The 20705-nt window shown below is 35.5% G+C and carries 14 protein-coding genes; 8 read left to right on the top strand and 6 right to left on the bottom strand.

Annotated features, from left to right (window positions below; all coding sequences use genetic code 11):
* The first annotated feature begins 298 nt into the window (after positions 1 to 298).
* From ACKPCA_RS19445 to ACKPCA_RS19425, 5 genes are all read left to right on the top strand, one after another.
* Positions 299 to 4687 carry a translocation/assembly module TamB domain-containing protein gene (locus tag ACKPCA_RS19445; RefSeq protein ID WP_321280591.1) on the top strand — a complete coding sequence of 1463 codons (4389 nt, stop codon included), beginning with the start codon at positions 299 to 301 and terminating at the stop codon, positions 4685 to 4687.
* 151 nt (positions 4688 to 4838) lie between these two features.
* Positions 4839 to 6227 (top strand): sodium:proton antiporter NhaD, encoded by a 1389-nt coding sequence (gene nhaD / locus ACKPCA_RS19440; RefSeq protein ID WP_054714726.1) that lies wholly within the window; start codon positions 4839 to 4841, stop codon positions 6225 to 6227.
* Between the two features lie 126 nt (positions 6228 to 6353).
* On the top strand, positions 6354 to 7064 hold the full coding sequence (locus ACKPCA_RS19435) for a MotA/TolQ/ExbB proton channel family protein (protein ID WP_054714723.1): 711 nt from the start codon (positions 6354 to 6356) through the stop codon (positions 7062 to 7064).
* 6 nt (positions 7065 to 7070) lie between these two features.
* Positions 7071 to 7463, top strand: a complete 393-nt coding sequence (locus ACKPCA_RS19430; RefSeq protein ID WP_054714719.1) for an ExbD/TolR family protein — start codon at positions 7071 to 7073, stop codon at positions 7461 to 7463.
* Between the two features lie 3 nt (positions 7464 to 7466).
* The gene (locus ACKPCA_RS19425) at positions 7467 to 8411 is read left to right on the top strand and encodes a cell envelope integrity TolA family protein (protein ID WP_321280589.1); all 945 of its coding nucleotides are present in this window, start codon (positions 7467 to 7469) and stop codon (positions 8409 to 8411) included.
* 30 nt (positions 8412 to 8441) lie between these two features.
* On the opposite strand, the gene ACKPCA_RS19420 is transcribed toward ACKPCA_RS19425, so the two are convergent.
* Together ACKPCA_RS19420 and glyA are read right to left on the bottom strand one after the other, a co-directional pair.
* A complete protein-coding gene (locus ACKPCA_RS19420; protein WP_321280587.1) occupies positions 8442 to 9212 on the bottom strand; it encodes a sulfite exporter TauE/SafE family protein in 771 nt (256 codons plus the stop codon).
* 209 nt (positions 9213 to 9421) lie between these two features.
* A complete protein-coding gene (gene glyA / locus ACKPCA_RS19415) occupies positions 9422 to 10702 on the bottom strand; it encodes a serine hydroxymethyltransferase (RefSeq protein WP_321280586.1) in 1281 nt (426 codons plus the stop codon).
* A gap of 417 nt (positions 10703 to 11119) precedes the next feature.
* Between glyA and ACKPCA_RS19410 the strand changes: the two genes are divergently transcribed.
* The 3 genes from ACKPCA_RS19410 (at position 11120) to ACKPCA_RS19400 (ending at position 12889) form a co-directional block, all read left to right on the top strand.
* A complete protein-coding gene (locus ACKPCA_RS19410) occupies positions 11120 to 11602 on the top strand; it encodes a hypothetical protein (protein ID WP_321280585.1) in 483 nt (160 codons plus the stop codon).
* A gap of 34 nt (positions 11603 to 11636) precedes the next feature.
* Positions 11637 to 12140 (top strand): hypothetical protein, encoded by a 504-nt coding sequence (locus tag ACKPCA_RS19405; RefSeq protein WP_321280584.1) that lies wholly within the window; start codon positions 11637 to 11639, stop codon positions 12138 to 12140.
* Positions 12141 to 12277: 137 nt separating this feature from the next.
* Entirely contained in the window at positions 12278 to 12889 is a 612-nt protein-coding gene (locus ACKPCA_RS19400) for a hypothetical protein (protein WP_054714702.1), read from the top strand.
* A 78-nt stretch (positions 12890 to 12967) separates the two neighbouring features.
* Here ACKPCA_RS19400 and ACKPCA_RS19395 read toward each other — a convergent pair whose 3' ends face one another.
* From ACKPCA_RS19395 to ACKPCA_RS19380, 4 genes are all read right to left on the bottom strand, one after another.
* Complete coding sequence (locus ACKPCA_RS19395) at positions 12968 to 14743, bottom strand: chloride channel protein (protein ID WP_321280580.1); 1776 nt, start codon at positions 14741 to 14743, stop codon at positions 12968 to 12970.
* Positions 14744 to 15529: 786 nt separating this feature from the next.
* Positions 15530 to 16540 carry a formimidoylglutamase gene (hutG, locus tag ACKPCA_RS19390; RefSeq protein WP_321280578.1) on the bottom strand — a complete coding sequence of 337 codons (1011 nt, stop codon included), beginning with the start codon at positions 16538 to 16540 and terminating at the stop codon, positions 15530 to 15532.
* 136 nt (positions 16541 to 16676) lie between these two features.
* Entirely contained in the window at positions 16677 to 18452 is a 1776-nt protein-coding gene (locus ACKPCA_RS19385) for a chloride channel protein (RefSeq protein WP_054714696.1), read from the bottom strand.
* Positions 18453 to 18764: 312 nt separating this feature from the next.
* A complete protein-coding gene (locus tag ACKPCA_RS19380) occupies positions 18765 to 20462 on the bottom strand; it encodes a chloride channel protein (RefSeq protein ID WP_083464487.1) in 1698 nt (565 codons plus the stop codon).
* Positions 20463 to 20705: the final 243 nt, after the last annotated feature.

Raw genomic sequence — 20705 nt, 5'->3', positions numbered from 1 at the left:
TATAATGTTGGAATAAATAATTCCATCCTTTAATATCGATGCGGAAGTATCATCGCATGATGATTCAATTCCAAGAATAGTTATACTCATCTTTTTATTTCATTATGTCGGGCAATTAAATTGATTTATCCTACCAATAGTTAAAAAAATCAAAAAAGCTCCCAATCGCCCTTTATTGTTGTTACTTTCTTCTTCTTTTTACCTAATTTTGTGCAACTCACAAAACGGCAAAATTATTAAAAAATTTTTCAAAATATCAATTTGGACTGTAGCAGTTATCATTATGATTCCCTGCATCATGTATTTGCTTTTCCTAAGCAGTACAGTTCAAACTCATGTAAGTAGAAAAATTGCTAATTATTTATCGGAACAAACTCACACGCCAATTAGCATTGAAGGAGTAAACATTTCTCCCTTTAAAAGTATTGTTTTAAAAGGATTGTATATTGAGGATTACAGACAAGACACCTTAATTTACATTGATAATTTAAAAGCCAAAATTGACTCTTTTAGTTTCAGTAAAAAAGAGATTTACATTAATAAACTTACCCTTTCGAAAACCTTCTTCAACCTATACGAAGATGAAGAACGAAACTTAAATATCGAAGTATTTATAGATTCCTTATCAAGTAGCAATTCTTCGCCCCCTGAGGAGACAGATCAAAAATCATGGCAAATATCTGTTGCAAATGTTGATATGGAGAATTCGAGTTTTGGTTACAAAACCATTGATTACGTGCCACAAAACTTTGGAATGAACTATGATGACATTTTTGTTACCGACCTAAACATTCAGGCCAGAAACATAAAAGTAGTAGGCGATTCCGTTGGTTTTTTCCTACAGCATCTCAGCTGTAAAGAAAAATCAGGTTTTGTACTGAAAGATTTTAAAGCCAACAATTGGTTTACCAGTCATCAATGGGGATTGTCTGATGTGAACATTGTTTCGAAACAAAGTAAAGTAGTAGCTGAACATCTTTATTTCAATTATGAACCACACAAAAAGTATTGGGCTAAGTTCACGAAAAAAATGCAACTCGATTTCCTGCTAAAATCATCAAGAGTAAGCTTTTTGGATCTGGCTTATTTCAACGAAGAATTGTTAGGTTTCAGAGAAACAGGTTATTTATCAGGTAAACTGTATGGTACCATTTTTGATTTAAGAGGACGAGATATTGATATTGCATATGGCGACAACACTGCTTTAAAGGGAAGGTTTTATATGAATGGCTTGCCATACCTGAGCGACACATACCTTGAAGCCGATTTTAAAGAGTTAACTACTAGCATTTCGGATATCGAAAAGGTTTATATTCCCGGCTATTCAAAAGAACATTTTAAATTGCCTGAGTATTTTAACAATCTTGGATTGATACAATACAAAGGAAAATTTAATGGTTTTATCAATGATTTTGTATTCTATGGGAACTTCAATACCGAATTGGGAAATTTAAAAACCGATATCCTGTTTAAACCAAATCAAGGAAATAACAAGCTGGATTTTAATGGTGATTTAAGAACGGAAAATTTTAATCTGGGCGGATTAATCGAACAGGAAAAAGTTGGCGAAATCTCACTGAATGTTTCAATTAGTGGTTACACTTCTCCTGAAACCACCCAAGGAATCATGAAAGGAAACATTAGTGAAGTTGACTTTTACGATTACGCATACAAGAACTTAAGCCTGAACGGGTTCTTTTCAGAATCTCAATTTGATGGTAAAGTTTCCATTGAAGACCCTAATATAGGTTTTGATTTCTCTGGTAAAGTGGATTTCTCTCAAGAAATTCCAACAATGAACTTTAGTTCACACCTAAAACATGCAAAACTATTTCCATTACATCTAAACACAAGCGATCAGAAAGCGGAACTTAGCTTATCTGTTAATGCAAACTTTACTGGTAGCAGTTTCGATAATGCCAATGGGATCATAGAAATCAACAACACCAATTATAAGAATAGCTTAGGCGAATTCCTTTTAAATAAATTTACCATTAACTCTTTTACATCTCCAGAGTTCAAAAGAATGATATTAAATTCGGATGTTTCGGATGCTAATGTTGAAGGAAATTATGAAGTTGGCAAATTAATATCCTCCATTGCCAATCTTGCCTATTACTATTTACCTGCCTATGCTCCTGATAAAGAATACGAAAAAATAGATAGTACCAATAATTTTAAGTTTCAACTAAAACTTAAGGATACAGAACCAATTACTTCGGTACTATTCCCTGATTTTAGCATTGCACCAGAAACCAATTTAGAAGGTGAAATAATCGCTGTTGATCGTAAATTGAACCTTCATTTTGAAACTCCAAAGCTGGTTGTAGAAGGAAAATCTTTGGATGAATTAAAAATCGACCTAAGTACCGATAGCGATAAACTTACCTTAAAGGGAAGAACCAACAAGTTTAAATTCTCGGATAATTTTGGCTTATACAACCTTTCGCAAAAACTAATTGCTGAAAAAAACAAAATCAAACTCGATGTACTCTGGAACAATTGGGATAAAGTTACATATAGTGGATTTTTATCGGCAGAAGGGGAAGTGGAGAAGTCAGAAAAATCAGAAAATATAAAATGGGATATTAGCTTGCTGCCAAGCACAATTATTATGGCTGACAGCATATGGTCTATTCCTGAGTCCCGAATTGTTATCGATAGTACCAGTTATGAAATAGACAATTTTAAAATTGCACGAGAAAATCAATTCTTTGGTTTAGATGGTAAGATTTCAAATAATCCCAATGACAGTATAAACTTCAGAATCCAAAACATTAGTCTGAAGAATTTAAATGATTTGACACGCGAACAAAATATTGGTATCAATGGTACTGTGAAAGGTTATGTTCAGGTTTCTGACTTCTATGGTGACAGGCTATCCAATTCAAACCTAATGATTGAGAATTTAATTCTAAATCAGGATACTCTTGGTAATTTATTTCTAATCAGTGATTGGAACAAATACCAAAAAAAATTAAGCTTTTCGTCATTTACAGATTTCTCATCACGTAAAGAGTTAGAGGTAACCGGAGATTATTTCCCGGATTCTGATTCCTTAAGTATGGATATTAATATCGATAAAATGAGAATGGAATTATTGAATCCTTATCTTCAAGAAAATATATCTAATATTAAAGGCAATACTTCGGGAAGCGTGCATATCGAAGGTCGTACAGATGATTTAAAGCCAGTTGGAAAATTGAAATTTGAGCAAGCCGAATTTACTGTAAATGCACTAAAAACTACATATCACTGTAATGATAGCATTAGCATAATGCCTGGCGAGCTCCGATTCGATAATTTCACCATTAACGATCAAAATGATCAATCTGCTTTGCTTTTTGGAGCAATTACACACGAGCAATTCAATAACTTCCAGCTAGATCTTTCAGTAAATACTCTGAATTTTAATGTTCTTGATACAAAAGAAGCCGACAATGAACTTTTTTATGGCGAAGCGTATGTAACAGGTATCACTCACCTATTTGGGCCAATTAATGATTTGGAAGTAGAAATTAGAGCAAAAACAGATAAAAATACAAGAGTTTATGTTCCCATTAACAATAATGGAGATATTCAGGAAAGTAATTTCATTACATTTATTAATACCAATAGAACAGATCAAAATACTGAAGAAGAGGAATACAAAATTGATTTATCCGGAATTCGTATGAATTGCGACCTTGAAATTACTCCAGAAACTGATATTCAAATTATTTTTGACTCACAGATTGGTGATGTTCTTAAAGCCAAAGGAAATGGAAACCTAAAACTAGAAATCGATACCAAAGGGGAATTTAAGATATTTGGTGATTACACCATCCAAAAAGGAAGTTACCTTTTCACTTTGCAGAATGTAATTAATAAAAAGTTCGATCTAGCAAATGGTGGAAATATTAAATGGGCGGGCGATCCTTACAATGCTACCGTTAATATTGATGCTGTATACAACGTTAAAACAACCTTATACGACCTATTGTTGAATACACCATACATTGATATTAACAGAAAGATTCCGGTTCAATGTAATATGAATCTAAGCCAAAATCTTGAAAATCCAATCATCAAATTTAATATTGCATTTCCTACATTAGATCAGCAAACGCAAAGTATTCTGGAAGGTTTATTTACGACTGAAGATGAAACCAATAAACAAATCCTATCGCTTTTGGTTTTAAATAGATTTTACACACCTGAATACCTTCGATCTACTGATCCCGATTTCGAAAACAAAAATTCGAGCTATGCAGTTGGGGTAACTACCAGTGAGTTGTTATCCAATCAACTTTCCAATTGGCTGAGTCAAATTAGTAACGATTTTGATATTGGTGTAAGTTACCGCCCAGGAGATAACCTTACCAGTGATGAAATTCAAGTCGCTCTATCAACTCAGGTTTTCGACGATAAGGTAACCATTAATGGTAACGTTGGAACGAGCAATAGCCAGGAAAGAGCCAATGATATTGTTGGAGATGTGGATGTGAATATCAAATTGGATAAAAAAGGAAAGTTACAACTAAAAGCTTTTACGAGATCCAATGAATATTTAGTCTACGAAGAATCAAGAAACACACAGGGAATTGGTGTCTTTTACAAAGAAGATTTTAACACATTCTCTGGCCTATTCAAAAAATACATGAGCTTTTTAAGAGGCAATAAAAAAAAGAAAAATAAAGCTGAGTAGAATTCCTTTAAATTTTCTTCGTCAATGTTTCGCAGCATTAATAATTCTCGATTTTTTTCTTTAATTGCTAACTGATTTTGAAAAACAAATATTAGTATATTAGCAGTTTAAGTATCTAAAAAAATTTAAATCCCTAAAATAATCAATTATTATGTTTGCATTAATGGTTGTGGTATTTGTTCTTGGCTATACAGCAATTGCCCTTGAACATCCACTAAAAATTGACAAAGCAGCATCTGCTCTTTTAATCGGAGTGTTGACTTGGACTATTTACGTATTTGGCGGAGTTGACATCCTCTCTACAGGAGTAAGTAGAGCCTGGAATGAATACGTAGCGCATAATCCCGGAACGGATAATGCCCATGGTATGCTAGACTTCATAACTCATCATGAAGTACTTCATCACCTATCCGAAATTTCTACAATTCTATTCTTCCTTTTGGGAGCGATGACTATTGTTGAAATCGTAGACCAACACCAAGGGTTCAAAATCATCACTGACAAGATTAAAACTACTAACAAAGTAAAATTACTTTGGGTATTAAGTATTTTAACTTTCTTCATGTCTGCTGCTTTGGATAACCTTACTACTACAATTGTTATTGTAGCTCTAATCCGTAAATTAATTGACGACCAAAAAGATCGTTGGTTCTTTGCATCAATGGTTGTATTGGCTGCAAATGCCGGTGGTGCTTGGTCTCCTATTGGTGATGTAACTACCATTATGCTTTGGATTGGTGGTCAGGTTACAACAATCAATATCATCACTCGAGTGATTTTACCAAGTTTATTTACAATGATTGTTCCATTGATTATTGTAAGTACCTACATGAAAGGAAATGTTACACGTCCTCAACTTACTAATGGTGAAGACCAGGAATATACAACCTATAAGGAAAGAGTATCCATTCTTTGCTTGGGTGTTGCATCACTACTATTTGTTCCTGTATTTAAAACAGTAACTCACTTGCCTCCTTATTTAGGCATGCTATTCGGTTTAGGTGTAATGTGGGTAGTAACTGAAATTATGCACAAGGACAAGGATCAGGAATTCAAGAGCCGTTTAAATGTAACCGGTATTCTGAAAAAAGTTGACGTTCCAACAGTATTATTCTTCTTAGGTATTCTATCGGCTGTTGCAAGTTTACAATCTGCTGGTCACCTTGATATTTTAGCATCATGGCTGGATGATAACGTACACGATATTTATATCATCAACCTAATTATTGGTGTGCTTTCTTCAATTGTTGATAATGTACCTTTGGTTGCTGCTGCAATGGGTATGTATCCTATCGAGGGTGCAGAAGCTGTTGGTTATGCTTCAAACTTCGTTCAAGACGGTTTATTCTGGGAATTTCTTGCTTATTGTGCTGGTACAGGTGGATCTATGTTGATTATTGGTTCAGCTGCTGGTGTTGCTGCAATGGGTATGGAAAAAATCGATTTTATCTGGTACTTAAAGAAAATTTCTCTTCTTGCACTTATTGGTTATTTAGCTGGTGCTGGAGTTTACTATTTACAAGCGGTACTATTGCATTAGAATAAAATACAATTTCCCTTAATTTCTATAGGGGAATAAAATCAATAATATTAATTTAGCGAGATATAATATTCCTTATTATATCTCGTTTTTTTATGTATTAGATCAAACTAGAAAAAATTGTATATGAATTATCTATCGCTTATTGCAGGTGTACAGGAAATGGCTCAAAATGAATTGCCTATAGAAGGACAAGGAGCTGAAGCAACAGAACTAACTCTAAATTTTGTTGATTTAGCCTTTAAGGGAGGCTGGATCATGATTCCAATTTTTGCTCTTTCGGTAATTGCGATGTACATTTTTTTAGAAAGATATTTTGCTATTCGTAAAGCGACAAAAGAAGATGCAAACTTTATGAACCGCATTCGCGATTACATTCATGAAGGCAAGATAGATTCTGCTTTGGCTTTATGTCAGTCTAAAGATACTCCTGTATCTCGAATGATTTCGAAAGGAATTAAACGTATTGGTCGTCCGCTAAACGATGTAAATGCTGCAATCGAGAATATTGGTAACCTAGAAGTATCAAAATTAGAAAAAAACCTACCTACACTAGCCACTGTAGCTGGTGCAGCACCTATGATTGGATTCCTTGGAACCGTTATGGGGATGATTCAAGCATTTTACGACATGTCAAATGCAGGAAATAATATTGATGTTGGTTTGTTATCGAGCGGTATTTACCAAGCAATGGTAACTACTGTTGCGGGTCTTACAGTTGGTATTATTGCCTACTTCGCCTACAATATTTTGGTGGCCAAAGTTGAAAAAGTAGTTTTTAATATGGAAGCTACAACTACCGAATTCATGGATTTGTTGAATGAACCAATCAAGTAAGAAAGTATGGCTCTAAAAACAAGAAATAAAGTAAGTGCAGCTTTCAGTATGTCTTCCATGACTGATATTGTGTTTTTGTTACTGATTTTCTTCATGGTAACATCTACTCTTATTAGTCCGAATGCATTGAAATTGCTGTTGCCAAAAAGCAGTAACCAAACTGCAGCTAAACCAATAACAACGGTTTCTATCGATAAGAGTTTCAATTTTTACATTGAAACCACTCCTGTTCCATTCTCACAATTGGAACAAAAATTGCAAAGAAAACTGGCGAGAGAAGAAGATCCAACAATATCACTGCACGTGGATAAATCGGTTCCAATGGAACAGGTTGTTAAAGTGATGAATATTGCCAAGGACAACAAATACAAATTGATATTGGCAACAAGAGCAAAGTAGATTATGGAAGAATCCAAAAATAAGAGAATAGGATTTGCTGGTACACTATTTTTCCACATTGGATTAATCGTGTTATTGTATTTTCTGGGGTTTCGCACTCCCCTACCACTTCCTGAAGAAGAAGGGATTCTCGTGAATTTTGGAAACTCAAACCAAGGTGTAGGAAGAAGAGCTCCTGCACCTTCTAAAGCTCAGAAAAAAGTTGCCGTTGCCAATCCTGTTTCAGTACCTAAATCAGCACCTGCCAAAACAGAACCAGAGTCAAGCTCTGCTCAAGAAAAAGTGTTGACTCAGAATACCGAAGATGCTCCGGAGTTGCCATCTGCTGAAGAAATTGCAAAGAAAAAAGCTGCTGACGAAAAAGCAAGAAAAGCAAAAGCCGAAAGAGATAGATTAGCTAAAATAAAAGCCGAGAAAAAAAGGCAGGAAGAAATTCGAAAACAACAAGAAGCCGAAGCTGAAAGAAAACGCCTCGAAGAAATTGAAAGGAAAAAACGTGAAGCTGCAGAACGTCAGGCAAAAATTGATGCAATAAACAATAGAGCTAAAAATGTTTTTGGACAAGGCACTTCATCCAACTCATCTCAAGGTGTAAGTACTGGAAGTGGGAATCAGGGAAAACCAACCGGTTCGCCAAACTCTGACAATTACAGTGGAACTGGCCTGGGAAGTAAAGGTGTTTCCTACGATTTGCAAGGACGTAATTCCCTATCGATACCTAAACCTCAATATAACCTTCAAGAGGGCGGAAAAGTTGTTGTAGAGATAACTGTTGACAAGAATGGGAAAGTTGTTAATGCACGCCCAGGAATGCCTGGTTCTACTACCAGCAATTCAACACTTTTTGAGGCCGCCAGAAAAGCTGCGTTGAAAGCCAAGTTTAATTCAGATAGCAGCGCTCCTGCATATCAGAAAGGAACCATAACTTATCATTTCCAATTGAATTAGCAGTTCTAATGGACTGCGTTCTGACAACAGTTAAAACAATCCAATCATTTCGTAAACACCAAGAAACTTAAGGGAAGCGAATACAATAACACCTAATAAAATATATCGAACAAATTTAGCTCCCCAACTTACCGCAAAATTAGCTGCTATATAGGCTCCGATCATATTACCTGCGGCAAGAATAAAACCAATCTTATAATCGATTTGACCATTCATAATAAACACACCTATGGCAAATGGGGTATAAAGAAGAACAATGAATACCTTAATAGCATTGGCCTTAACCAAATCGAAACCAGCTCCCAATACCAAACCTGCCAATAGGAAAAATCCTACACCTGCTTGAATAAATCCACCATACAATCCAATAAAAAAGAAGATTACAATTTGCCATATGCTGGGTTTAGAACGAACCAATCCCGCCTGACCTTTTACCCAAGCATCAGGTTTATAGAGTACAATAAAAAAGAGAAATACCAATAAGCCACCAATGGTTTTCTCCATCATTTCTTCATTGATTTCAACGGCTAAACTGGCTCCTATTACCGAACCTATAATTGCAGGTATTGCCAACCATATTCCCTCTTTAAAAGTAAATACCTTCTGTTTCTTGAAACTACTTACTCCTACAATATTCTGCATCAAAATGGCAATTCTATTCGTACCATTGGCAATATTTGCTGGTAATCCCATAAACATCAACATGGCCAAACTAATAATCGATCCGCTACCAGCCAAAGTATTTAAAAATCCTGAAAATACGCCTACCAATACAATTAACAAATAATAATACCATTCCATAACAAAAGATTTTGCGCTAAACTACAGAGAATTATTGAGATTAGATATGCTCTATAACAAAATGAAAAAATCGTGGATAATTGAATGAAGATTTCTTTTTAACTCTATTTGCTCCTCCTGACTGCATTCTACAACAATATTCCTTTTAACCACAAAAAAAGGGAAGAACCTTAGTTCTCCCCTTTCACATATATTTTGGTATAATCTTCTTACCAAGCAAACATTGGACGCTCGCACATCATTTCGTTAACACGAGAACGTACTGAAGCAATTACCTCTTCATTATCAATGTTTGAGATTACCTCATCAATCATTTGAACGATTACTGGCATATCTTCCTCTTTCAAACCACGAGTTGTGATAGCTGGAGTACCAACACGTAAACCTGAAGTTGAGAATGGAGAACGTGAATCGAATGGAACCATGTTCTTGTTAATCGTGATATCAGCTTGTACCAATACATTTTCAACTTTCTTACCTGTAATTTCAGGGAACTTAGAACGAAGGTCGATCAACATAGAGTGGTTATCTGTACCATCAGAAATAACCTTGTAACCTAGATTTACAAATTCTTCAGCCATCACCTTAGCATTCTTCTGCATTTGGATAGCATACTCTTTGTAAGAATCAGTTAAAGCCTCACCGAAAGCAACAGCCTTAGCAGCAATTACGTGCTCTAAAGGACCACCTTGCTGTCCAGGGAATACTGCGAAATCCAATACAGCAGACATCATTTTAGTTTCTCCTTTAGGAGTTTTAGCTCCAAATGGATTTGGGAAATCTTTTCCTACCAAAATCAAACCACCGCGAGGTCCACGAAGAGTTTTGTGAGTTGTAGTAGTTACAACGTGACAGTGAGGAACTGGGTTGCTCAATAATCCCTTAGCAATTAAACCTGCTGGGTGAGCAATATCAGCCATCAAAATAGCACCTACTTTATCAGCGATTTCACGTAAACGTGGGAAATCCCAATCGCGAGAGTAAGCAGAAGCACCAGCAACAATCATTTTAGGATTGTGCTCTAAAGCCAATTTTTCTACCTCGTCATAATCAACCATTCCGGTTTCTTCTTTCACGTGGTAAGCAATTGGATTGTATAGGTTACCTGACAAGTTTACAGGAGAACCATGAGATAAGTGACCACCGTGAGCCAAATCTAAACCTAGAAATGTATCACCTGGTTTCATACATGCATAAAATACAGCAGCATTAGCTTGTGCACCTGAGTGAGGTTGAACGTTAGCATACTCAGCACCGAAAAGCTCACATGCTCTGTCGATAGCCAATTGTTCAGTTTGATCTACAATCTGACAACCACCATAGTAACGCTTTCCTGGATAACCTTCAGCGTATTTGTTAGTAAGGCACGATCCCATTGCGTCCATTACTTGCTGGCTCACAAAGTTTTCAGAAGCAATCAACTCGATACCATTTTTCTGACGTAGGTATTCCTGATCAATTAGGTCGAAAATTTGTCTATCTCTTTCCATTGTTGTTTGTCTTTTCCCCGATTAAATCGGATTAATTTAATGTTTTGTTAGTGTTTAAAGGGTAAAAAACCCATATTTACTGAACTTTCTTCCCCCTTGAAAAGATGATGCACCGCAAGATTCATATCATTTATCCTCTCCTTAAAGTGCAGGTTCAAAATTAGACAAATCGGGATATTAAAAAAATTATTTTGTGCTTATTTAACTTGTCAACGAACATTTCTAGAACATACAACAAAAACAATGATAAAATTTTATCAATCATAGCATTGTTCTCACATATCATGCAAAAGCACATACTCAACAAGGAAGAAAGGTATAAAATCTAATAACAGGATTATATTTTTTATACTAATCAACTTTATCGTAAATTTATCATTGTGAAAATTTATACCCTAACTCATAAATAAAACTGAAATGGAAATTGTTGAAACCAATCCTAAACAAAGACCCGGACTGTTAACTGTTTTATGTATACTTACTTTTATCGGTAGCGGATTTGGTGTTATCAATAACCTTATGGGGATGATAATGTCGCCCATAAAAAACTTTTTAGGTCCTGAGTTTTTCGAAATGGCACTAGAAGAAGTTCAAGAGGAACCAGCACGACAATTTTTAGAACGAGCTTTGGAAATTGGACAAAAAGCAATTGAACACATTTTTGAAATTTCTTTGACACAATTCTTATTGTATGCTGCTAGTTTAACGGGAGCAATCCTAATGTTTCAATTGAAAAAAGCAGGTTTCTATGTTTATGCAATTGCTCAAGTATTACTCTTATTTGTTCCTGCAATTTTTATTGGCTTCAATTTATTTGTAAACATCGGTATTTTATTCTCGAGTGTTTTTACCATTCTTTTTATTGCTCTTTATGCAATCAACCTGAAAAAAATGAACTAAATAATATTACTCATCCTACAAAACCTATTTAATTATGGAAGAAAATGTAACAACTATTGAATTGCCTAAAAAAAGACCAACTTTCTTAACCGTATTGTGTATTCTATCGTTTATTGGCAGTGGATTTCTTTTAGGAAGCAACATTTATCAGTACTTCATGTTCGATACAACATATGCCAAGCAAATGAAGATGTTGGAAACTCAACAAGAAGCATTATCAGATGCAGGTATTGAGTCTGGATTTGCATACAATAGTATCCAAAATGGAATTGTAACTCTTGAAAAAACATCACAAAACCTTGGTTTAATTTCAGGTGCCAATATTTTATTTGCTTTACTAAGTTTACTAGGTGTATTTTTAATGTTCAAAATGAGTAAAAATGGTTTTTACCTGTATACTTTTGCAAATTTATTCTGGCTGCTTGTCCCTCTTGCCTTAATAGATTTTGAAGCTACCATGATGAATACAGCGGTATTAGGTTTCTTTACCATTGTGTTTATTATCATGTATGCAGTCAATTTAAAACACATGAAATAGATCTTTTAAATTCAAATAATCTACAGAAGCTGTCTCAATTGAGACAGCTTTTTTTAATACTTTTTAAAATATTTTAACTCACAGCAAATACAGATGTTTTGTAATTTTATTGGGCAAAACCATTAGTCCTCGTTATCATGAAAAGCATAAACAAAATTTTATTTTTAACAGGTATTTTGCTGCTTACTTTTACTTCTTTTGGGCAAAACACCGAAAGCAAAAACTTACCTAAAAAAGACATTAAAGTAAACAAAGAATACGACAAAGATGGAAACCTAATTCGTTATGATTCTACCTATGTTTATTTCTGGTCATCGGATAGTACACACCAGTTTCAAAACGACTCAGCATTTTTAAACAGAATGGACATGAGTAGAATGCACAAAAGAATGCAGGAACAATTGAGTCGCTTTTTTGGTCCGGATAGCTTGAGACAAAAAAACAACAGACATCCTTTCTTTTCGGATGATTTTTTCAATGATGATTTCTTTGACAATAACTTTTTAGATTCTACAATGTTTCGAAGAAATTTTCACCAAAGGGATTCCAGTCAAAAAGACTTTCTTAAAGAGTGGGAAGAAATAATGAAAAGTAGAAGACAATTCAGACAAGAATACAATAGTAAAATGCAACAAGAACTGGACTCATTAAGAAATGATTTCCTGGAACAAAGACGAAAATATTATCAGAAAAGAGATTCAATATATCGCAAACACAATGGGATGCAAAACCAGACTATAGATCTATAATCTGAATTGCTATCCATATTTATTAATACCTTTCAAACACAGCCTGGCAATTCACATTGTCAGGTTTTTTATATATTACTAATCTGATGTAATCTTAACCAAATGCTGGCGATAAGCTGAAAATAATTTCGCCTTGGACACAAAACCAATATACTTACCATCATCAATTACCGGTAAATTCCACGCTCCTGTTTCTGTAAATTTCTTTAAAACCACTTCCATAGGATCTTTGTAAGAAATGGAAGCCGGTGGCATGATCATTACATTGCTTATTGGTGTATCATACATCTCTTTATCAAACATGATTTCTCGTACATCGTCCAATAACACAACACCAATTAAATAGCCCTCTTCGGTTAGCACCGGATATATATTCCTTTTCGATTTTGATATCACTTGGATTAAATCCTCCAGTGTAGCATCCTCGTTTATACTTTTCAAATCCTTCTCTATTACTTTCGATAGCTGCATAAAAGTAAGCACTGCCCTATCCTTGTTGTGGGTAATCAACTCTCCCCTTTTAGCCAATTGAGTTGTAACAATCGATTCTTTTTGCAAGCTTTTTACTGTTATAAACGAAATGGTCGTTGACAACATCAAAGGCACAATCAACTCGTAACCACTGGTAATCTCGGCAATCAGGAAAATTCCCGTTAAAGGAGCATGCAACACGCCACCCAATACACTGGCCATACCAACAAGGGTAAAATTACTTTCAGCTAGGGGAGGTCCCAAATTAAAGTGATTGTAAATGTATACAAACAAGAATCCAAGCATGGCCCCAGTAAAAGCCGATGGCGCAAAAATTCCACCTATTCCGCCTGCTCCCAAAGTAATGGATGTTGCTACTACTTTCAGAAATACCATACCTCCAATAAATATAACAACCATATACCAAACATGAGTGTAATTCTCGAATAGGCTGGATTGAAATACCTCATCCAAACGACCACCTATCAGTGCTTTTACCATATTGTATCCCTCACCATACAAAGCTGGAAAATAAAAAATAAGTACCCCCAGAATGAATCCACCAATAAGCATGCGATTCCTTAGCTTTTTGATATTCTCAAATTTATTTTCGATCCATAGATATACACGGGTAAAATAAACCGATATCAAACCGGAAAGTATCCCCAGCAGAATAAAAAAAGGAATATCGCTAGACTCAAATGGATGAGTAATGGCAAACTCAATTAAGATATCCTCATCTAAAAACAGTTTGGTAGTAATAGCCCCACTCACCGATGCCATCAACAAAGGAATGAGAGAAAAACGCGACAAATCGATGAGCAAAACCTCCAAAGCAAACACAATGGCAGCAATGGGCGTATTAAAAATAGCTGCAATGGCACCCGAAGCTCCACAAGCCAGCATCACAGTAATCTCCTTGTAGTTCAGGTGAAAGTTGCGGGCCATATTGGAACCAATGGCCGCTCCCGACGAAATGATGGGCGACTCCAGACCGATACTTCCTCCAAAACCTGCAGTTATAATAGATCCAATGACTGAAGAATAGGTTTTGTGAAGCTTTACGATGCTGTTGCGCATGGATATGGCATGTAACAATGATGTGATGTTGTGTTTTATGAAATCGCGAATGATATACTTTTTGAAAATTAAGGTGAGTCCAACACCAATCATGGGATAAAGGAAAAAGAGGTAATTTTGGTAGGTCCAGTCGATACCTTCCAATAAAAACTCTCTTCCACGGTATACTGCTGTTTTTAATACTAAAGCGGTCATGCCAGAGGCTACTCCAACAAAAACACTTAATATTAACATGAAGTTTTGATTGTTGATACGTTTTAATCTCCAGATTAAAAATCGTCGCCAGCGGGTTGTTCTTGCCATAGGGTTATACCATTTAAATTTCAATGTGAGCCATTGGCGAAACATTGAGATATTAAATTGAAATGCCGATATATAATTAGTTAGTCCAGTTGAAGCTAAGCACACAAAATGACTCTTACTAATTAATAATCGGTATTAAATTGGGTTGTATCTCCTAATTTAACGAATTTGATGATGAAACGAGCATGATTAAAATAATTATTAAACACGCACGCTAATGATTATTTTGATCTTGCGACTTCCATCCAACAAATGCAAGAAATTTTAAACGGATGAGTGAAAAACAAATAGCTTGTTTAGTTGTTTACAAGCAGTCTGAATATGAAAACAGACTGTACTAAATTTGAGACAAGATTCTAAATCGTAATTGTTGGAAGAGTATTTTTCTTGCGCCAGCCTATCAAAAAATTGAAAATTCACCCTCTGGCGCAATTCAGGACATCAATTTTCTGAAAATAGATCGCCTGCGGCAAGCCAGCAGGTTAATTTTTTTCTCAGCCATGTGCTGGCGCAATTTTGAAGCTTAAAAAATTGCTTGGCGAACCTCTGGCGCAATTTAGGAGGTCAATTTTTGATTTTTTGACCCTCTGGGGCGAGCCAGATGATCAACTTTTTGCTCGGCGAGAGTCTGGCTAGAGAAAAATAATCCTAGATCCCTCTAAAAATAGACATTCAAAGAAAATGAGGTGTTAATTAGGAAAAACCTAATAGGAGATTTTTAAGAAAAAAGCAACTATTCACGAATACAAAAAAGCCTGGCATTTCAGCCAGGCTATATATGTTTATCTAACAAGTACAATCCGAAGCAGAACCAAACTCGACTACCGAGTTGATGACTGCAAAAATGATAATCGCAGCCAATTTCGAAGTACGGTTGTCCTCATCGAAACGTGGAGAAACTTCGGCAATATCGAAACTAATTACCTTTCCTGATTGAATAACGGTTTTAATCAGTTTCACAATAATTTCGGGATGTAATCCAAAAGGTTGTGGTGCACTTACACCTGGTGCATAGGCCGATGATATTACATCCGAACAAAGAGTCATGTAAATCTTTTTTTGCTTCTTGGTAAATCGAACAATATCCTGCCCTACTGCAAACATACTGTCGTTGGAAATATCTTTGGCCATTAGGTATTTTACCCCCAAATCATCGGCTTTTTTAAACAAACTAACCGTATTGCCATATTGTTGGATACCAGCAACCATATAACGAAAATCTTTTTCATTCTCTTTACATCGATCAGCAATCTGTGCAAACATGGTTCCCGAGCTTGCACCATTTTGATATGGACGCATATCGAAATGAGCATCCAAATTGAATATTCCTAATTCCTGATTTTCTTGCTCTGCCAAATATCTTTCAATTCCTAAATAATGACCATAGGCAATTTCGTGTCCTCCCCCTAAAATCAATGGAAATAATCCCATTTTTAGCATTTTATAGACTGCCTCGGATAGTATATTTTGTACTTCTTCAAGCTTTACTCCATTGCTTACAATATTTCCACAATCGTATATATTGGTGCCTTTTGGAAAAGAACACGGCAGATTTGTCATTTCTTTTCGAATACTGTTGGGTGCTTTTGATGTTCCTTTACGTCCCAAATTTCGTTGAACACCTTTATCGCAACAAAAACCCAATAAACCAAAGCCATTTAAAGTCTTTGTTTGTGAATCTAGTAAATCAATTGGCTTTACTATTTGATGCCAACGAAAAGCATCGTAATCCTCCTCATCATCTATCCTTCCTTTCCAGATTTCAGGATCGATGGTTTTGTAATGTTTGTTGTTCATGATTAATAGTTTATTGCTGCAAATGTAAATATTATTAAAATCCATTTTTCAAATTCCAAGCCTCAAAATCAAGAAAAAAGCTCACTCATAACTGAGCAAGCTTTTATCTAACCTAAACTAATCTAAAATAAAACTATTATTCATCTGAAAAGTGTACCAAAACCCTTCGGTAAACATTGAAGATTTTGGCTTTGGATACAAATCCCAAATATTTTTCATCCTGCGTAACCGGTAGATTCCAAGCTCCTGTTTCTTCAAATCTCCTCATCACTTTTTCCATTGGAGCATTGGCATCTAAAATTGCAGGCGGCATTATCATTAAATTTCTTACATACGTTTCATCGTACATCTCTGGATTAAACATGATGTGTCGGATATCATCCAAAAGAACAATTCCCAATAGTTTATCATCCTCATCTACCACGGGGAAAATATTTCTCTGCGAGTGGGAAATAATTTTCACCAACTCTCCTAATGTGGCATCAGGACTTACTTTTTTCAAATCTGTCTCGATCACCTTACCCAATTTCATTAAAGTAAGAACAGCTTTATCCTTATTGTGAGTAATCAATTCCCCTCTTCTGGCCAAACGTTTGGTATAAATGGAATGGGGTTCAAAATACATAATGGTCAAGTAAGCAATTGTTGCCGTAACCATGATTGGGATGAACAATTCGTATCCACCGGTAATTTCAACAATCAGGAATATAGCAGTTAACGGAGCATGCATAACACCAGCCATCATTCCTGCCATTCCAATTAAAGTAAAATTACTTTCTGATAATTTGATAAAATTGAAACCGTTAATGAATCGGGCCACAAAAAATCCTGAAACTCCACCAAGAAACAACGAAGGTGCAAATATACCTCCAACACCACCACTGCCTGTGGTAACTGTTGATGCAATCACTTTAAATCCTAAAATCAACACAACATATCCCAACAACAACCAATAGTTATCTTTTAAAAAATAGAAGATACTATTGTTTACCAAATGGGTGTGATTTCCATCCAACAAAGCCTGAATCGTAGTATAACCTTCGCCATACAAAGGAGGAAATAAAAAGATCAGAATGCCCAATAAAACTCCACCAACCATCATTTTTCGATAACAGTTGGTAATTTTATCAAACTGACCTTCCAAATACATTGAAAATCGAGTGAAATAAAGCGAAACAAGCCCAGCAAATACACCCAAAAGAATGTAATAGGGAAAGTTACCTATTACAAATGGCTCTGCTACATGATAGGAAAGCAAAACGCCTTTCCCCATAAAGAAATAAGCTATACTAGCACCTGTAATTGATGAAATCAATAGTGGAATTAAGGAAGCCATGGTCAAATCCAACATCAAAACTTCCAAGGTGAATACCATTCCGGCCATTGGCGCTTTAAAGATTCCCCCAATTGCTCCTGCTGCTCCACAACCTACCATTAGGGTAATGATTTTTTGGTTCATGTGGAACATTCTTCCTAGATTTGAACCAATTGATGCCCCAGTTAACACTACCGGAGCCTCTGCTCCCACCGATCCACCAAAACCAATGGTTAAAGTACTCGCAAGTACCGAAGAATAGCTGTTATGAGATTTTATTAGAGAGTTCTTTTTTGATATGGCATATAAGATTCTTGACACCCCATGACCAATATTATCCTTAACAAAGAATTTTACGAACAGTACAGTTAAAAATATACCTACAGCAGGATATGCCAAATACAACAAGTTGGCAGACTCAACATGCAATCGGTGAGTTAGAAAATGGTGTGTAAAATGTATTGTATTTTTGAGTACCAGTGCAGCCAAACCACTTACCACTCCAACCAAAAAACTCAAAATTAAAACGAACTGTCGTTCTTTTATGTTTTTTACTCTCCAAATTAAAAATCGAGAAAGCAAACTTTTATTCTTCATTGCTCCGAATCAAGTTTTCTATTCCACATACATAAATTAAAAAGGTCGGATGGCTGCAGAAGTCAGGCGGCCTTAGGATAAATTACATAAAACTACCAGCCGGTTAGTTGGAGTTTATGTATTTTGCTGATTTTGGAACATTTAGAACCTACTGTCATGTAAACATCCCTCAAAAATTGAGTGCAAAAGTAATAGATAATTGGAAACAAAGAACTCTTTTTGCAAGATTTTTTCAATAGAACTTTCTTTCTACAATTAAGAAAACGTTTGCTTTTAAAACCGATATAAATTGATATTTAAATTAAGTGTACATTAATCCTCTGAGAAATGTTTCAACATCCTACGATAAGTTGAAAAAATTTGAGCACGTGAAACACATCCACAATACTTTCCATCTTTTAACACAACCAAATTAAACTTATCGGAATATTGATATTTTCTGGCAACATCAGCCATCGATTCATCGTGCTGAATTACTACTTGCGGCACCACCATTAAATCACGAACAAAAACACTATCATATTTTTCTGGCTGGAACATGATTTCACGAATATCATCCAGTTTTACAATTCCCTGAAAATTGTTTTCATCATCAATTACGATAAAAATATTACGCTGAGCTTTTGCAATAATTTTAACCAAATCTCCAAGTGTTGCTTCCGAATCAACGGTATTAAAATTCTTCTCAATCAACTTGGTAACACGCATAAGCGAAAGAACATTCTTATCCTTATCATGAGTCATTAATTCTTTTCGTTTTGCAAGCTGAATGGTATAAACCGAATGAGACTCAAAAGTTTTAACGGTTGCATAGGAAATAGTAGCCGTAATCATTAAGGGAACAAACAGTTGATAACCTCCCGAAATGTCTGCAATCAAGAATAGACCTGTTAATGGAGCATGCAAAACACCAGCGATCATTCCTGCCATTCCTATCAAGGCAAAGTTATTTACTGGCAAATCTCTTAAACCAAAATAGCCCACAACTTTTGCGAACAGAACTCCCGAATTTACACCCATAAACAAAGTTGGAGCAAAAATACCTCCCACTCCGCCAGCTCCAAAGGTGATTGATGCGGCTATTACTTTAAAGAATATGACCATTGCCATTAAAGCAACAAACACCCAAAAGTTATCTTGCAAGGCATAAAAAAATGAGTTGTTGTAGAGATATGAATAATCACCGGAAAGACATGCATTTATTGCATGATACCCTTCCCCATACAGTGAGGGCAAGAAGAAAATAATTACCCCTAATGCCAATGCACCAAAAATCAATTTCTTGTATGTATTTTCTATCTTATCAAAAATTGAATTGATAAACATGTACGACTTGGTGAAATAGGTAGCTATCAATCCTGTAAAAATACCAAGTGCAATGTAATATGGTAAATCTGTCATAACGAAACCTTCCTCTACATCGAAAGGATATAAAACATCCATACCCAAGAAGAAATAAGAAGTTACAACAGCTGATGCTGACGAAAGTAAAAGCGGAACCAAAGACCACATGGTTAGGTCAAGCATAATTACTTCCATTGCAAATACAATTGCAGCAATTGGAGCTTTAAAAATAGCGGCCATTGCACCAGTACAGGCACACCCCAATAACAGAGTAATTTGTTTGTAGTTAAGATGAAACAATCTCCCAATATTCGATCCCAAAGCTGCACCTGTCGCAACAGTTGGCCCCTCCAATCCAACCGATCCACCAAATCCCACCGTAAACGCGGATGTAACAATGGAGGAAAACATATTGTGGCGATTGATTTGTCCATTGGTCTTGGAAATGCTGTATAGAACATTTGGTATTCCATGTCGAACGGGACGTCGAATCACAAACTTGATAAATAATACAGCAACTGTAATACCAATGGTAGGATAAATTACATAGAGGATGTTCTGATACTGATCTGACGAATTGTTTTGTAATAGCTCACTGATAAAGTGTACCGAGTTTTTAATAATTACTGCACCGATACCCGATGTTATGCCGATAAGCACCGCCATAAAAGAGATAAATTGACGATCGCTCACATGCTTTAAGCGCCAAACTAAAAAACGTCTTAATAATGATTTTTTCTTCACTCGATAAACTTATAAAACCAAGCAAAACCACTTGATTGATAATGATTAATCCTCCATTAATGCTTTCCAGCATAAAAAAAGTAATATTGATTGGAAGAAACAAGAACCTTTGCACAAATCGAGCTAATATTTAATGAGAATTCAATATTCTATAATTAATCTAAA

The sequence above is a fragment of the Marinifilum fragile genome, from assembly GCF_963677365.1.
In the GTDB taxonomy this organism is placed as follows: domain Bacteria; phylum Bacteroidota; class Bacteroidia; order Bacteroidales; family Marinifilaceae; genus Marinifilum; species Marinifilum fragile.
This window is presented reverse-complemented; position numbering and strand designations above follow the sequence as displayed.

Excerpts from the sequence above, each read along its gene's own strand:
- ACKPCA_RS19445 (WP_321280591.1), top strand. The coding sequence starts at position 299 with ATGTATTTGCTTTTCCTAAGCAGTACAGTTCAAACTCATGTAAGTAGA.
- nhaD (WP_054714726.1), top strand. The coding sequence starts at position 4,839 with ATGTTTGCATTAATGGTTGTGGTATTTGTTCTTGGCTATACAGCAATT.
- ACKPCA_RS19435 (WP_054714723.1), top strand. The coding sequence starts at position 6,354 with ATGAATTATCTATCGCTTATTGCAGGTGTACAGGAAATGGCTCAAAAT.
- ACKPCA_RS19430 (WP_054714719.1), top strand. The coding sequence starts at position 7,071 with ATGGCTCTAAAAACAAGAAATAAAGTAAGTGCAGCTTTCAGTATGTCT.
- ACKPCA_RS19425 (WP_321280589.1), top strand. The coding sequence starts at position 7,467 with ATGGAAGAATCCAAAAATAAGAGAATAGGATTTGCTGGTACACTATTT.
- ACKPCA_RS19420 (WP_321280587.1), bottom strand. The coding sequence starts at position 9,212 with ATGGAATGGTATTATTATTTGTTAATTGTATTGGTAGGCGTATTTTCA.
- glyA (WP_321280586.1), bottom strand. The coding sequence starts at position 10,702 with ATGGAAAGAGATAGACAAATTTTCGACCTAATTGATCAGGAATACCTA.
- ACKPCA_RS19410 (WP_321280585.1), top strand. The coding sequence starts at position 11,120 with ATGGAAATTGTTGAAACCAATCCTAAACAAAGACCCGGACTGTTAACT.
- ACKPCA_RS19405 (WP_321280584.1), top strand. The coding sequence starts at position 11,637 with ATGGAAGAAAATGTAACAACTATTGAATTGCCTAAAAAAAGACCAACT.
- ACKPCA_RS19400 (WP_054714702.1), top strand. The coding sequence starts at position 12,278 with ATGAAAAGCATAAACAAAATTTTATTTTTAACAGGTATTTTGCTGCTT.
- ACKPCA_RS19395 (WP_321280580.1), bottom strand. The coding sequence starts at position 14,743 with ATGGCAAGAACAACCCGCTGGCGACGATTTTTAATCTGGAGATTAAAA.
- hutG (WP_321280578.1), bottom strand. The coding sequence starts at position 16,540 with ATGAACAACAAACATTACAAAACCATCGATCCTGAAATCTGGAAAGGA.
- ACKPCA_RS19385 (WP_054714696.1), bottom strand. The coding sequence starts at position 18,452 with ATGAAGAATAAAAGTTTGCTTTCTCGATTTTTAATTTGGAGAGTAAAA.
- ACKPCA_RS19380 (WP_083464487.1), bottom strand. The coding sequence starts at position 20,462 with ATGGCGGTGCTTATCGGCATAACATCGGGTATCGGTGCAGTAATTATT.